Source organism: Paenibacillus sp. LjRoot153 (assembly GCF_964253085.1).
In the GTDB taxonomy this organism is placed as follows: domain Bacteria; phylum Bacillota; class Bacilli; order Paenibacillales; family NBRC-103111; genus Paenibacillus_E.
Map to the genome: position 1 here is coordinate 5962283 of NZ_CAXUQH020000001.1, position 14471 is coordinate 5976753.

Annotated in this window: 13 protein-coding genes and 1 pseudogene; 7 read left to right on the plus strand and 7 right to left on the minus strand. The window is 44.3% G+C overall.

Translation table 11 applies throughout. The annotated features are described in order from the left end of the window. Window positions 1-134: 134 nt before the first annotated feature. The gene (locus tag ACSQ8P_RS25825) at window positions 135-1067 is read right to left on the minus strand and encodes a VanW family protein (RefSeq protein ID WP_436237805.1); all 933 of its coding nucleotides are present in this window, start codon (window positions 1065-1067) and stop codon (window positions 135-137) included. A 169-nt stretch (window positions 1068-1236) separates the two neighbouring features. Between ACSQ8P_RS25825 and ACSQ8P_RS25830 the strand changes: the two genes are divergently transcribed. Beyond that, a complete protein-coding gene (locus ACSQ8P_RS25830) occupies window positions 1237-2469 on the plus strand; it encodes an aminopeptidase (protein WP_436237806.1) in 1233 nt (410 codons plus the stop codon). Window positions 2470-2538: 69 nt separating this feature from the next. Here the strand turns inward: ACSQ8P_RS25830 and ACSQ8P_RS25835 are convergent, their stop codons facing one another. Together ACSQ8P_RS25835 and ACSQ8P_RS25840 are read right to left on the minus strand one after the other, a co-directional pair. After that, window positions 2539-3819: a hemolysin family protein gene (locus ACSQ8P_RS25835; protein ID WP_436237807.1), complete on the minus strand. Its 1281-nt coding sequence runs from the start codon at window positions 3817-3819 to the stop codon at window positions 2539-2541. 152 nt (window positions 3820-3971) lie between these two features. Further along, window positions 3972-4313 carry an Asp23/Gls24 family envelope stress response protein gene (locus tag ACSQ8P_RS25840; RefSeq protein WP_436237808.1) on the minus strand — a complete coding sequence of 114 codons (342 nt, stop codon included), beginning with the start codon at window positions 4311-4313 and terminating at the stop codon, window positions 3972-3974. A 267-nt stretch (window positions 4314-4580) separates the two neighbouring features. Here ACSQ8P_RS25840 and ACSQ8P_RS25845 point away from each other — a divergent pair, with 267 nt between their 5' ends. The 4 genes and pseudogenes from ACSQ8P_RS25845 to ACSQ8P_RS25860 all read left to right on the plus strand — a co-directional run. Further along, on the plus strand, window positions 4581-4907 hold the full coding sequence (locus ACSQ8P_RS25845; protein ID WP_056616766.1) for an ArsR/SmtB family transcription factor: 327 nt from the start codon (window positions 4581-4583) through the stop codon (window positions 4905-4907). A gap of 167 nt (window positions 4908-5074) precedes the next feature. Next, window positions 5075-6820, plus strand: a complete 1746-nt coding sequence (locus ACSQ8P_RS25850) for a SulP family inorganic anion transporter (protein ID WP_436237809.1) — start codon at window positions 5075-5077, stop codon at window positions 6818-6820. Between the two features lie 224 nt (window positions 6821-7044). Then, window positions 7045-7953, plus strand: coding sequence for an arginase (gene rocF / locus ACSQ8P_RS25855; RefSeq protein ID WP_436239605.1), 909 nt, complete (start codon window positions 7045-7047; stop codon window positions 7951-7953). Window positions 7954-7989: 36 nt separating this feature from the next. Next, window positions 7990-8091 (plus strand): annotated as a pseudogene (locus tag ACSQ8P_RS25860) (VOC family protein); the annotation flags it as partial. 61 nt (window positions 8092-8152) lie between these two features. Here ACSQ8P_RS25860 and ACSQ8P_RS25865 read toward each other — a convergent pair. Beyond that, on the minus strand, window positions 8153-9571 hold the full coding sequence (locus ACSQ8P_RS25865; RefSeq protein WP_436237810.1) for an aspartate ammonia-lyase: 1419 nt from the start codon (window positions 9569-9571) through the stop codon (window positions 8153-8155). A gap of 289 nt (window positions 9572-9860) precedes the next feature. On the opposite strand from ACSQ8P_RS25865, the gene ACSQ8P_RS25870 reads away from it, so the two are divergent. After that, on the plus strand, window positions 9861-11060 hold the full coding sequence (locus tag ACSQ8P_RS25870; protein ID WP_436237811.1) for an ornithine--oxo-acid transaminase: 1200 nt from the start codon (window positions 9861-9863) through the stop codon (window positions 11058-11060). A gap of 424 nt (window positions 11061-11484) precedes the next feature. Here ACSQ8P_RS25870 and ACSQ8P_RS25875 read toward each other — a convergent pair whose 3' ends face one another. The 3 genes from ACSQ8P_RS25875 to ACSQ8P_RS25885 form a co-directional block, all read right to left on the minus strand. Next, a complete protein-coding gene (locus ACSQ8P_RS25875; protein WP_436237812.1) occupies window positions 11485-12093 on the minus strand; it encodes a carbohydrate-binding family 9-like protein in 609 nt (202 codons plus the stop codon). Window positions 12094-12123: 30 nt separating this feature from the next. Next, a complete protein-coding gene (locus ACSQ8P_RS25880) occupies window positions 12124-12567 on the minus strand; it encodes a DUF2663 family protein (protein ID WP_436237813.1) in 444 nt (147 codons plus the stop codon). A 145-nt stretch (window positions 12568-12712) separates the two neighbouring features. Beyond that, window positions 12713-12946, minus strand: coding sequence for a cold-inducible protein YdjO-related protein (locus ACSQ8P_RS25885; RefSeq protein ID WP_056616791.1), 234 nt, complete (start codon window positions 12944-12946; stop codon window positions 12713-12715). Between the two features lie 157 nt (window positions 12947-13103). Here ACSQ8P_RS25885 and ACSQ8P_RS25890 point away from each other — a divergent pair, with 157 nt between their 5' ends. Then, the gene (locus ACSQ8P_RS25890; RefSeq protein WP_436237814.1) at window positions 13104-14369 is read left to right on the plus strand and encodes an MFS transporter; all 1266 of its coding nucleotides are present in this window, start codon (window positions 13104-13106) and stop codon (window positions 14367-14369) included. Window positions 14370-14471 lie beyond the last annotated feature (102 nt).

Sequence of the window (14471 nt, forward strand, 5' to 3'; positions counted from 1 at the left end):
AAGCGATTTCCACCCTTCTCAAGCTGAATGATCTGCCATCTATATTAGCAAAAAATCAGCTCAGAAATCTTGCGATTTCGTGCTTTTATTTCATAAAATATGCATATCTTGACCTCAAGAAGGGTGTATAGCGGCTAATGGTGCGCATTTTTTACATTAGAATTCGTTTCAATTTCCTCTGGAATCGCTTCTGTAGCACCAGGAACATGACGGGATTTGACATTAATCTGGTCCGAAGAAGAAATGCTAATATGGACAGAACCAGGCAATACATGCGCGCGAATTAATATAGGCTGATTATAATCATTTCTAAAACTAAAATCAGGCCCGCCCCAATTCACGGTAGCATCTCTTCCATGGGGCACATAAGGCACAGATCGACTGTGGGAGTATCTTTCAATAATCGTGAGACCTGCACGGTCAACCGCATTAAATAGTGTTGAAGATATTTGACAAATACCGCCGCCGATTCCCTCGGAGAATTCCCCTCTTACAATCACCTTAGCTGACATATACCCCCTGCTCGGTGTTCGAACGCCAACTACGCGATTGAAAGAAAACGTCTCATTCGGCTGCACAACATAATTGTTGATCGCCTGTGCAGCTAATTTGAGATTCGTAACACGGTGATTATTACGGGAATTAAAATAGGTAACATAATAGCCTATTGGACGGACTCGAATGCTGGCAAGCAGTTCACTATCTACTTTGGGATACAGGGTTTGCAGCGGTAACACCACATTCATGGGTCCCTCTGAATAAAATTGACCATAGAACTGATTGAGAAAAGCGCCTCGATTCAGTCTAACGCCTGCAATCTCTTTCACAATGCCCCCACTGTCACTAATTGTAGCGTTAAGCGGCTTTCGGTAAATCGATTTGTCAATTTGCTCGGCAAGCCGGTTTAATTTCTGCGTATCTACTAGCGGAACATCCAAGAGATGGGTCGTATACGGCTCTCGACTAATCTGAGCCATCTTCTCGCCATTCGGGTTATCTGATAGTTGAAAAGGCAATTCTTTGGGCTGGGCAAGCAGCAACAGGCCCAATAGCCATTCATAGCGCATGAACGTAATTCACCTCCTGCCACTAGTGTAAACAAATGTCAAAATTCCATGCAATGACAACTCAGATACATTTTGAAAAAGGAATTCCTCAGACGGTAAAATTTATTTGACAGTCAGCGAACAGAGCGATAAACTTCAAGCAAGACGAAGTAAAAGGAGGATTTTTCTAATGACGTTTGAACACAATCTTGAGAAATATGCGGAGCTGACTGTTCGAGTAGCACTCAACATTCAAGCTGGTCAATCGCTTTGGATTAATGCGCCAATTGGGCACCCCGAATTCGTAAGACTCATCACGCGTAAAGCATACGAAGCTGGTGCTAAGCATGTACATATTGAATGGCAGGATGAAATCTGCACCCAAATCCGCTATACGCACGCGCCCGACGAATCATTCAATGAGTACCCAGCTTGGCGTGCGCAAGCACTAACCGAGTTAGCCGAAAGAAACGGCGCATACCTATGGATCGACGCGGACAACCCGGAGCTGCTGAAGGATGTGGATCCTGCTCGCATCTCAGCGAATGCGAAAGCCGCAGGGCCCCTGCTGGTCAAATGGCGTGAATACATGTCCTCTTACAAAATGACATGGTCCATCATTGCTGCCCCTTCTCTAGCTTGGGCACAAAAGGTATTTCCTGATCTCGAAGAACAGGCTGCGGTCACTGCCCTATGGGATGCGATCTTTGAAGCTACCCGCGTAGATCAAGAAAATCCTGTACAAACGTGGCAGGATCACAACGCTACTCTCCGCAGCAAACGGGAACAATTGAATGAGATGCAATTTCATAAAATCCATTACCGCGCTCCTGGAACTGAGCTTACTGTTGAGCTTCCACCTCAGCACATATGGCGAGGCGGTTCCGCGACGAACGAAACAGGCGGCTTCGATTTCAACCCGAACATCCCGACAGAGGAAGTGTTCATTTCACCGAACCGTTTGGGAACGCATGGAACGGTCCGAAGTACGAAGCCACTGAGCTATCAAGGCAGCTTGATCGATAATTTCTCGATCACTTTCGAGCAAGGCCGCGTCACGAAGTATTCAGCAGAGCAAGGCTTTGAGTCCCTGCAAGCCATGATCGAAATGGATGAAGGCGCACACTTCCTAGGCGAAATCGCCCTTGTACCGCATGTGTCGCCGATTTCGAACACGAACCTGATCTTTTTCAATACGCTCTATGATGAAAATGCTTCAAATCATCTGGCACTCGGTCGTGCCTTCCCGACTTGTATTGAAGGCGGCACGAAGATGACCAAAGAGGAACAGCTGCAAGCAGGACTGAATGACAGTCTCATTCACGTCGACTTTATGATCGGCTCTGCCGAGATGGATATTGACGGTGAACACGCAGATGGCACAATCGTGCCGATCTTCCGCAAAGGAAATTGGGCGTTTTAAATAGAAAAGAGGGTGTCCCTGAAAAAAGCCATTTTTGGCCAGGGAACCCTCTTTTTGCGTATGGTTGACCTAATTTTTAATAAGCTCAATTTTTCGAATTCGATTCGTGTCTCTTTCACGTACAATGAATGTCCAATCCTGATACTGCCATTGCTCACCTATTTTCAATTCTGACTGCTTACTGTACAGCCATCCACCTATAGAATCCACATTCTCGTCATGAATGTCAATTCCCAATCTAGCATTTAACTCGATGATCAAGGCATTACCGTCGACTACGTAGTGTCCTTCCGCTAACTTGTCAATTTCTTTCAGTTCATCTTTATCAAATTCATCACGAATCTCACCGACAATTTCCTCCAGAATATCTTCAATCGTAATCAATCCTGACGTTCCGCCGTACTCATCCATAAGCAGAGCGATATGTACGTTTTCACGCTGCATCTTTTTGAGCAGGGACTTCACAGGCATTCCTTCGGGAATCGTCATGATCGGTTGAAGTAAACCTTTAAAATTAAAATCAGGATTCGAGATGTAACTTAAGAAAAATTGCTTCGTATTGACGAATCCAATGATATGATCTTTGCTCTCTTTTGCTACGGGAAAACGCGTGTATTGTTCTTTGATTATAATGTTCATGTTCTCTTCAAGTGATTTATCCGCATAGAGACAGATCATATCCGTACGTGGAACCATGATTTCACGCGCCAACAATTCATCGAATGAAAAGATGCGATTCACATATCCGTACTCTGTCTTATTTATTTTTCCACTCTCGAAGCTGTCTGATAAAATAATTCGTATTTCCTCTTCGGAATGAGCTTCTTCGTGTTCGCTTGCAGGCTTGACGCCAAATATTCGAACAAGCTGCGTTGCTGAACCATTTAATATCCATATGAAGGGGTACATCATTTTATAAAAAAAGATAATGAACGGAGCTGTTAGTATGGAAATCGCTTCCGCTTTCTGGATGGCTAACGTTTTGGGAGCTAGTTCCCCAAGAACAACATGGATATAGGTAATGGATAAAAAAGCGATACCGAACGATAAAATATGTGAAAGTGTTTCACCTACACCAAGTCCAACGAACAAGGGACCGAGGAGCTTTTCGACCGTGGGCTCACCTAACCAACCAAGACCTAGAGCAGTAATCGTAATGCCGAGTTGACATGCGGATAAGTAGCCATCCAGATTGGAGGTAACGGTTTGAACAGCTAGTGAATTTTTCTTGCCTTCCGCAACCATTTGGTCTACGCGGCTTGGACGAATTCGAATAACTGCAAATTCTGTCGCGACAAAAAAAGCGGTAAGTACAATCAGGACTGCGATTAAAACCAAATTGATTAACATGGTAACCTACCTTTAGCGTTTAGTTTGTCTATATTAGTTTAACTTTCTTGGATTAACTTATCAATGTTAGCAACCCCCATCAATCAAGGAAATGTAATAAGGCTCGGATTGTAGTTATTCAACTACGATCCGAGCCTATTCATTTCTACTTTCTAAACTGCCAGGTTCTCTACTCTTACGTTCACTTTCAGAACGCGAAGTCCTGTCAAATTTTCCACTTCTTCCCTAACGTTTTGTTGAAGCTCATGACATACGTTATGAATCATCATGCCGTAATTGATGATGACACGTAAATGGATGACGACATCCGACTCCATGACCTCGACTAATACGCCTTTTTTGGCACTTTTTCCACTCAAGCGCTTCGTCAGTTCCTCAGAGAGGCCGCCCGACATGGAATCAATACCAGGTGTATGTAGGGTAGCGAATGCAGCTATGGTAGAAATAACATCGTCTGATATACGTATGACGCCAGATGCTAATTTCTCGAACACAAGGATCACCTCCCATTATCGATGCTTTTGAGAATTTGTTTAAACGCATGAAAGTAGCAATATATAATTCATCGCCAACTAACATTTAGACCAGATCCTTATTTTCAAATAACAATATATTTGATTTTTTGAATATTACAATTATACTATAACTGAAAAGTAATCAATAACGCAAAGGCTTTTAACACTTGCTTCCAAACATTCCGGTTTATGTTATGATATTCTATATATTCAAATGTTCGAATATTGATAGTAGAGGAGAACGTTATGTATCAAGAAATACAGCATTTTAAAGCCGATTTTTTCAAGGCATTAGCACACCCTTTACGTATAAGAATCCTTGAAGTTTTAGTGGATGGCGATAAAAACGTGAATGAGATACAAACGATATTGGGCAGTGAAGGTTCTGCCGTATCACAACAGTTAGCCGTATTAAGAAATAAAAACGTTGTCCGTGGGATCAAAGACGGAACTTCTGTGATCTACTCCCTGACAGATCCTTTAATTAAAGATCTGCTTATTGTTGCCAAGCAAATATTTGATAACCATCTTGTGAATGCGATTTCCATGTTAGAAAACATAAAGAATCAGTAACTGCTTCTATTTTCACAAAAAGGAGTGAATCGGGTCCACTGTTCTCGATTTACCTCCTTTTTTTTTGTGATTTCTTAGCAGAAATATCAAATTGACATCTCTTTGTTTTATATATATGATTTTATATATATTTAAATAATCAAATATTTAAGTTGGTGGGATTCGATATGAAACTTTCTTTTAGAGGCAGATTCCAAGGTTACAATAGAAAAAAAATTCAAAAAGACTTGGTTTCAGGTCTGATTGTCGGAATTGTCGCCATTCCATTAGGAATGGCGTTTGCAATTGCTTCAGGCGTAAAGCCTGAGTACGGGTTATACACGACTTTTGTAGCGGGCATCCTCATTTCTTTATTCGGTGGTTCCAAGTTTCAAATTGGCGGTCCGACAGGCGCATTTATCCCCATCCTCTTCGCGATCGTCATGCAATATGGGTATGAAAACTTGCTTATCGCAGGTTTTATGGCTGGTGTTATTTTGTTATTCATGGGGATTTTCAAATTAGGCGGAGTCATTAAATTTATTCCACGTCCTGTCACGATCGGTTTTACCACAGGAATTGCTGTTACCATCTTTACAGGACAAATCGCCAATTTTCTTGGGCTGCATGATCTTCAAAAACATCAAGAATTTCTTTTCAATATGAAGGAATTAATCATTCACATTTCAACAATCAATATGTACAGCATCCTAACTGCTGTGATTTGTCTGGTGCTTATTCTTCTCACACCACGCGTGTCCTCTAAAATTCCTGGTTCCTTAGTGGGATTGTTGATTTCAGCGGTTATCGCCTCCCTCTTCTATCCTGACAAGGTTGCAACCATCGGGTCAACTTACGGCGCAATTCCGAATAGCTTGCCAAGTATTCACTTCCCTGAACTTAGCATGGAACGTATGCAATTTCTAATAAAACCTGCTCTTGTCATCGCGATGTTAGGCGGCATCGAATCCTTGCTCTCTGCTGTCGTTGCTGACGGGATGTCAAAAACACAGCATAACAGCAACCGGGAATTGATTGGTCAAGGTATAGCCAATATGATAACGCCGTTGTTTGGCGGCATACCTGCAACCGGGGCTATTGCCCGAACGGCAACCAATATAAAGAGCGGTGCGGAATCTCCTTTCTCCGGCATCTTCCACGGCATTGTGGTTCTGCTAGTTTTGCTCATATTCGCTCCCTATGCTTCAAGCATTCCGCTTGCAAGTATGGCGCCGATCTTAATGGTCGTTGCTTGGAATATGAGTGAACGCAAAGAGTTCGCTCACGTCTTAAAAACTAAAACTGCGGAGTCCGTCGTTTTGCTTATTACCTTTCTTCTTACTGTGCTTACGGATCTGACAACCGCAGTCGAAGTTGGGTTGCTTTTGTCTGGCATCATTTTTGTGAAACATATGAGCGACTTACTCCGTACTACCAAGGTTTTGCCTAACCCTTCTGATAAGCATGAACACGTAACCGCACATATCGTTACTGAGCAGCATAATTGTCCTCAAATTAGTATCTATACCGTGGAAGGCGCTTTATTCTTTGGGGTTGCCAGTGCATTTGAGCAATCCATTATGGCAGAAATCCATACCAACCCCAAAGTATTACTGCTGAAAATGGGGAATGTCCCCTATATGGACACAACAGGAACAGCCCATTTATCACGGATTATCAGACACTTTGACCATCACGGTTGCAATGTAATCATTTCTGAAGTACAAAACCAACCACGCCGCATGTTGCGAAAAACAAGATTGGACGACTGGATTGGGCAGGAGCACTTTTTCGATAAAACAGGGGATGCCCTTAACTTCGCCTTAACGAAACTTAACCACGCGCAATGTCTGGGGTGCAAGCGCTTTGCCTTCCGCGAATGCAAACATTTGTCTGACCCGAGAGTGATTAACGTTCGAACGCCGTTTGATTGACGAAGAGGTTTTACTATCAAAAACAAGCTGGGCGCTATTTAATGTGTCCCGGCTTGTTTTGTTTTTACCTCACATAAAAAAGGAATTAACGAGCGAACAAAGAAAATATAGCTTCATATAGTATAGAAGGATGGTTACATGTAGATTGGGAATGTTAGTCAAAGGAGTGCAACCCGAGGATTTATTGTTAAGTCATCCCATCAGAAGGAGTTGATCCGATGAGTATCAAACCGAACATCGCGGCTATCAGTGTCAACTTTGATCTTGGGGCAGGCCGCCGAGGTGCGAGCCATGGGCCTAAAGCCATTTTTGAAGCTGGATTACTTCCCGCTTTACACCAAATGGGTTATACCGTTGATCATGTTTCAGATCTGCACCTGAATGAGAAGGTAACTCCCTTAGATGATCAAGTGGATACCACAAATCTCAAGTATTTTGCTGAAGTCATTGATATAAACACACGACTAGCCGAGCAAATTTCTAACGTCGTGACTCAAGATAATTTCCCACTCGTTATCGGTGGCGACCATAGTATTGCTATTGGCACAATTGCGGGACTAGCAAGTCATTATCAGCAATTAGGGGTCATTTGGATTGATGCACATTCGGACTTAAATTCACCAGAAACTAGCCCTTCTGGAAACATACACGGGATGTCGCTCGCCGTCAGCCTTGGGATCGGGCATCCCTTATTGACCCAGATCAGTGGGATTTCCCCCAAGGTGAAGCCTGAAAATATCGTACTTATTGGCGCACGTTCGTTGGATGAAGGAGAGAAGAAGCTGATTCGTTCGCTCGGCATCAAATGTTATACGATGTACGATATTGACCGCAAAGGGATGGCCCAAGTGATGCAAGAAGCCATCGATTATATTAAAATAAGAACAGATGGCGTTCATCTTAGTTATGATGTCGATTCCGTGGATCCCATAGAGGCACCTGGGACAGGAACAACTGTCAAAGGTGGGCTACAATTCCGCGAAGCTCATCTCGCTGTAGAAATGCTGCATGAAGCCGGCATTGTGACGTCTGCTGAATTCGTTGAGGTCAATCCGCTACTGGATGAGAGTAACAAAACCTCCGAATTAGCAGTAAGCCTTATCAGTTCTTTCTTCGGTGATCAAATTTTATAATTGACTGTGTAGGAGGGGAATCTGATACCGAGCATTTCTCGACCCGACATCCATAAAACACCTTGGGACACCCGCGAAGTCGCGGTGATTGATCCTTTTAGTAACCGAATTATCTTATTCGAAAGACATGCAAAGTAACAAACAAAATACCCCCGATCTCATCGCTTGAGATGGGGGTATTGTTATTTGAGAACTCGCCTTAATCTGCGGGGCGAAGCAGTCTGTCTCCAGCTATGCCAGGCGTGGTCATCTGAATCGGATTCAGAATTTCCTCAATCTCCTCTGTTGTGAGAAGTCCTCTTTCTAAAATGAGTTCCTTCAAGGTAAGACCCGTGCGCACCGCCTCTTTGACCAGCTGCGCGGCAACCTCGTAGCCCAGATGTGGATTTAATGCGGTTACGATACCGAAGCTTTGCTCCACATAATTCTTACACCGTTCGCGATCGGCTTCCAAGCCTTCTATAGCGAAACGTTCGAATACACTTGCTGCATTTCGCAATATTTTAAGGGATTGCAAGAGATTAAAAGCAAGAACCGGCCCCATCACGTTAAGCTCAAACTGCCCTGCTTCACAGGCCAAACAAATCGTATGATCATTTCCTATGACCTGGAAGGCCACTTGATTCACAACCTCGGGCATCACCGGATTTACTTTACCCGGCATAATGGACGAACCTGGCTGTCTTGGCGGTAGCTTGAGCTCGCCTAACCCCGCGCGAGGTCCAGAAGCCATCATCCGAATATCATTGCATATTTTCGAGAGGTTCACCGCACATACTTTAAGCGATGCAGATAACTCGGTGTAAGCATCCATGTTTTGTGTGCCGTCGACTAAATGCTCCGAGATCTCAACCGGAATACCAGCTGCTGCTTTCAAATGAAACATAACTCGCTCCACGTATTCAGGCTTGGCATTAAGCCCTGTACCTACGGCCGTTGCTCCCATATTGACAATCAGAAGTCCCCGCATCGCTTGCTTGATTCGATTAATATCACGCATCAACACACGAGCATAGGCGCCAAACTCTTGACCCATACGGATCGGCACGGCATCTTGGAGGTGGGTTCTCCCCATTTTGATCACATCATCAAATTCAATTTCTTTCCGTGCGAAAGCACTTTGTAAGGAAATTAAAGCTTCTATTAATTGCTCCGACAAGCGGTAGGCAGCTATTTTGATCGCTGTTGGAATCACGTCATTCGTCGATTGTGACATATTCACATGATTATTCGGGTTACAATGGAAGTAGCTTCCTTTTTCCTCTCCTAAAAGCTCTAAGGACCGATTGGCCAGCACTTCATTCATATTCATATTGATGGAGGTACCTGCTCCGCCTTGAATGGAATCGACGATAAATTCTTCTAAGAGCTGTCCTTTACTCACTTCTTCAGCAGCTTTTACTAGGGCTTCTCCAATTTTCTTAGGCAGCATATGTGTATCCATATTCGCTTGTGCCGCAGCACGCTTCACTTCCGCCAACGCTGTAATAAGCTCACCATGAATGGTAACACCTGTGATTGGAAAATTTTCAATTGCTCTCATCGTTTGAATGCCATAATAGGCATGAGACGGGACTTGCTTTTCTCCTAAAAAGTCTTTCTCGATGCGATAAGTCATCCGACTACCATCCTTTTTCACTTCATATTTCATTCCCAAAGCTTGATTGAACCCTGAACAACCTGAACAAGCCAGAACATCAGAAAATCAGAACAACCCTGAACGACAATAAGTTCTTTAACATGGTTATTTTTAGCTTAAAAGTGAGGGATATGCACGGGGGAGCTAAGATTGCAAATCCTCGCCTATTTTTCAATTATATACTCAGGAAGTCATCGTACGCTAATAATAGAATACAATGAAGTACAACCTGAAGGTGCTTTGATCTATGATAGGGGGAGGAAAACTAATGCCTACACAAAGTTCTAAGATTATTGAACAAACTGAGAAATATGGTGCACGTAATTACAACCCGCTGCCGCTGGTGATATCAAAAGCCGAAGGTGTTTGGGTTGAAAACCCCGAAGGTCAACGATATATGGACATGCTGAGCGCGTATTCAGCTCTGAATCAGGGACATCGTCATCCACATATAATTCATGCATTAGTTGAACAAGCAGGCAAGGTTACTTTGACTTCAAGAGCCTTTCATAGCGAAATACTTGGACAGTTCTATGAGAAATTGGCGCTATATACAGGTAAACCCATGATATTACCTATGAATACGGGGGCCGAAGCGGTTGAAACTGCTGTCAAAGCCGTCCGTCGTTGGGGTTACGATGTGAAAGGAATTCCGGAGAATCAGGCGGAGATTATTGTCTGTGAGGGTAATTTCCACGGTCGTACCGTGACGGTCACATCCTTCTCCTCGTCTCCGGAATACAAACGGGGTTTCGGGCCTTTCACGCCGGGCTTCCGGATGATTCCATACGGCGATGTTCATACGTTGCGTGAGGCGATTGGGCCGAATACAGCAGGGTTTATTGTGGAGCCCATTCAGGGCGAAGCCGGCATTGTGATCCCGCAGGAAGGTTTTCTGCGGGAAAGCTATGAGCTATGTAAGGCGAATCAGGTGTTGTTCGTCGCGGACGAAATCCAGACGGGATTCGGCCGCACGGGCCGCCGCTTTGCCTGCGACTGGGAAGGCGTCACGCCGAACCTGTATGTGCTTGGCAAGGCACTTGGCGGCGGTGTTTTTCCGATCTCCGCCGTGGCCGGAGATCGTGAGGTACTTGAGGTTTTCGAGCCGGGCTCGCATGGCTCGACGTTCGGAGGCAACCCGCTCGGCTGCGCCGTCGGGATTGCTGCACTTGAGGTGTTGGAGCAGGAACAGCTCGCAGAGCGTTCCGACGCGCTTGGGGCCTATTTCCTGAAGCGGCTTCAGGAAATCGAGAATCCGCTCATCCAGGAGATTCGCGGCCGCGGCTTATTCATCGGGATCGATTTGACGGTCCCGGCCCGGCCATTCTGCGAAGCATTGAAGGATAAAGGCCTGCTGTGCAAGGAAACACATGAGCATATCATTCGCTTGGCGCCTCCCCTTGTCATCACCAAGGATGAGCTGGATTGGGCCTGGCAGCAGCTACACGAAGTGTTGCGAGTGGAGTGAGTCGCGGCGGTGGAAGTTTCTAAGTCGATTTTTTCGTCTTACAGAGGCGTAGCTTAGCTTTGGGACGTCTCTAAGTCGATTTTTTCGGGATTGGCAGGTAAGAGTAGCTTGTTGGAGAGGGATGGTAGGTAGGTGGATAGTCAGAGAAGAATTTGGTATACACGGCAGTCTGTGTAGTCCGATATCTCCGAACTAAATCGAGAATTCCTTGCTACAAATGGCCCAATAGTCCGATTTCACCGACTTATTCACCCTTCTTCCCCGTCTGAGCGGTGTTTAGGTCAATTTAGTTAGGCTATTTCGGACTATTACCATTGTAAGGATGCGAATAGTGAGATTAATTCGGCATTTTCGGACTAGGTACGGTGTACAAAGAGAAGTCATTCGTTTCGAAAAGTATCTTTCCATGAACAGGAGTCTTTCTTCATTCCTTAACAAACACAAGCTCCCCAAACTGCTGAGGAATATGGAAATTGACCTTCCCCGTAGGCGACCAAGCTGAATAATGCCGAACGCCATCGCGATCATCATCAATACGGAATACATTCCAATGCCAGACCGTTCCAGAATGAGGCACACCTGCCTCATCTAAATCCGCAAATGGGATTCGCACATCATAGACGAACCAGCCTTTATCCGTACCCTGCGTGACTTCTGCTTGGAATCCCTCCGCGATCCATGAAGTAACGACATCCTTGTTTCCATCCAACCTATTATGGATCAACGCATCGAACAATACGCCACGTGGGCTTACTTCAAACTCGTAGTAAGTCGTGCCGCCGCCGAATGGGTCCAGGAACACCTCTACAACGTCTTCCTCATAAAGAGGATCGTCACGCTGCGTCATCGTCGACACTACATAGTCATCCTCACATTCGTATCGGATGTGCAGACTGTCCATCGTCCAGCATGCTTGAAAGCGAGTCTCCAGCCTCGGAGCATCCGCAGACACCACCTCACGCAAGTAGCCCACTTGCGTATCTCCCCATTTCACATCACTAATTTCATCTATGTATCGACAAATGTATCTCATCTGAATCCGTTGCTCCCCCGCTCTTCCAAATCAATTCTTATAGACTATATTAATATCATGCTCCTTGGAAAGGAAGCTCGAAATTTGATCTCTTGCCTCTGACTTCACATCTTTCAACCACGAAGCCTCCAATCGTTCAATAGCTTCTATACGTAAATCTTCATATTTACTCTTCGCCTTCTCAGTTTCACGCGACTGATTAGAGGCATACAGAAAAAGTGAAATACATGCGAGCAACAAGCCGCATAACAGTTTATTCGAAATGAGTAAATCCAATATCATGATTGCGTTACCGCCCGAACGGACGATGACTTGCCGATATAACAAATAAATGACGATAAGTAAGATGGCTCCTGTCATGATCGATAAGATCGGTTGGATCTGCTTGAGCTTATCCCATTTCTGTTTACGTTCCTGCAGCTCTTTCAGCATGACTTCTGTATCATCACTTACATTTATCTTTGGTCCAATCACAGCATCTCCCCCTCGTTACCATGCTATGCTTGTCTATGGCTATTCTTTCCATAAAAAAAAGACCAAGAGCATCACTCTTCACGCTTTGCTGAAGATGCTCTCGATCTTGACCTATTATTTAGTAGAAACTTTTCAATAATTCCGATTAAAACCTTTTCTTTCCTACAAGAAACTTTTTATTTCCTTTTTTAGCTGCTACCGGTACATGCTTGTAGCTGCGTACCATCTGTGTTTTACAAAGCGGGCAAGTTGGTAAAGCTTCCGTCACGAATTCTTTACGAACCCAAGCTTTACATTCCGTTGCTTTACATTTCCAAATCTCAATCTGTTCAACTTCTGGTTTCTGTTCTTCCGTTACAATACTCGTTGTTGTAGACATTTCAATTATGTGCTCCCTGCTTCGTAGATTAGACTACTTATTATTATACAGATCGGATCGAATATCAAGTCTTTCCCGTGTTCAAAAGTATTTACCAGTGGTAGAATAGACAAAGCGATTGCAATTTAGACACAAAATACAAAGGCAGGAACATCGCATGATCAATCTACTACGTGAATGGAAGCTTCAACTCGAAGGCTATAGCCGAAATATTAAGCTATTTTTCTGGTTCAATTTTGTTTGGAATTTAGGCATTAGCATGTTTGGGCTCGTGTACAACCTCTATGTAAGAAGCTTAGGTTACGAGCAAACGATGGTAGGCAGCATCGTAGGGATGACAGCTTTGGCAGCTGCCATCATCCTCATCCCGGCAGGCATCATGAATGATCGATTTGGTCCCAAACGCGTCATTTCTTTCGGTCTCATTTTTACAATTGCAGCACTGACCGCACGTTCACTCATTCATCTGCATGAAGGTATGCTGATTTCCGCTTTCTTAGGTGGTATGGCGCTAGCTGTCGTCTCCGCGACGATTCTTCCCTTCATGGCCAATAACTCAACACCTCAGCAGCGGGTTCATCTCTTCTCTCTCAATATGGCTTTGGTTATGCTGGCTAATGTCATTGGAATTGCAATCGGAGGTGTGCTGTGTGATTTCTTTCAATTCATGATTGGCTTAGATGAAATACATAGCTTACGGTATACCTTGCTCATTGGCGTCGCCATCGCAGCACTCGGTGTCATTCCGATGTCTCTATTTGAAAAAAGTGATCTTGAGAAGGAAGAAGATGCTCCACACCGCGAATCTTTGAGCTGGAAAGCCACTTGGCGTGAGCACAAAACGTCGATCCAAGTTATCGCCATATTTTGTTTGCTAGGTCTACTCTCCTCACTCGGCGGTGGGATGATCGTCCCCTATCTCAATGTCTATTTTGAGGATCGCTTTGAAGCATCGAAATCCGCAATCGGCATCATCGTTGCCTTAGGACAAGCAGCTACTGGAGTAGCCTTCTTAATAGGACCTATGATTGCCAAGCGTTATGGTGAAGTGAAGTCAGTCGTCTATCTGCAGCTGAGTTCCATTCCTTTTCTGCTCATCACCGCTTTTTCAGCTAACCTTTATTTATCATCAGGTGGCTATCTGTTCCGCCAGGCGCTTATGAACGCTGCTAATCCTTTTTACAATTCGATCAAAATGAGTTATGTCCATCGCTCGCTTCGCGGGCTTGCCTCAAGTTCTGGAGAGGCTGTATTCAACCTAGGTTGGTTTATCGCTTCTCCAATTAGTACAGGCCTTGTATTCCGATACGGAAGTTATTTCGGTTATGCGTACGCCTTTTGCATCACAGCTGTCGTATATTCGGTTATTTCATTTTTATTTTATTTTTTCTTTGGCAAGCAGCGTTTTAAAACCCTAGAATAAACCCACCGAAAAAAGCCCCTTTCCCTCGTTGACGTAGACGAAGGAAAGGAAATACAATAGGATGAGAGCGCATTCATAACTACTTCTCAGTGCTCAAATGAC

Excerpts from the sequence above, each read along its gene's own strand:
- ACSQ8P_RS25865 (WP_436237810.1), bottom strand. The coding sequence starts at position 9,571 with ATGACTTATCGCATCGAGAAAGACTTTTTAGGAGAAAAGCAAGTCCCG.
- ACSQ8P_RS25830 (WP_436237806.1), top strand. The coding sequence starts at position 1,237 with ATGACGTTTGAACACAATCTTGAGAAATATGCGGAGCTGACTGTTCGA.
- ACSQ8P_RS25825 (WP_436237805.1), bottom strand. The coding sequence starts at position 1,067 with ATGCGCTATGAATGGCTATTGGGCCTGTTGCTGCTTGCCCAGCCCAAA.
- ACSQ8P_RS25885 (WP_056616791.1), bottom strand. The coding sequence starts at position 12,946 with ATGTCTACAACAACGAGTATTGTAACGGAAGAACAGAAACCAGAAGTT.
- ACSQ8P_RS25890 (WP_436237814.1), top strand. The coding sequence starts at position 13,104 with ATGATCAATCTACTACGTGAATGGAAGCTTCAACTCGAAGGCTATAGC.
- ACSQ8P_RS25835 (WP_436237807.1), bottom strand. The coding sequence starts at position 3,819 with ATGTTAATCAATTTGGTTTTAATCGCAGTCCTGATTGTACTTACCGCT.
- ACSQ8P_RS25845 (WP_056616766.1), top strand. The coding sequence starts at position 4,581 with ATGTATCAAGAAATACAGCATTTTAAAGCCGATTTTTTCAAGGCATTA.
- ACSQ8P_RS25875 (WP_436237812.1), bottom strand. The coding sequence starts at position 12,093 with ATGAGATACATTTGTCGATACATAGATGAAATTAGTGATGTGAAATGG.
- ACSQ8P_RS25850 (WP_436237809.1), top strand. The coding sequence starts at position 5,075 with ATGAAACTTTCTTTTAGAGGCAGATTCCAAGGTTACAATAGAAAAAAA.
- ACSQ8P_RS25870 (WP_436237811.1), top strand. The coding sequence starts at position 9,861 with ATGCCTACACAAAGTTCTAAGATTATTGAACAAACTGAGAAATATGGT.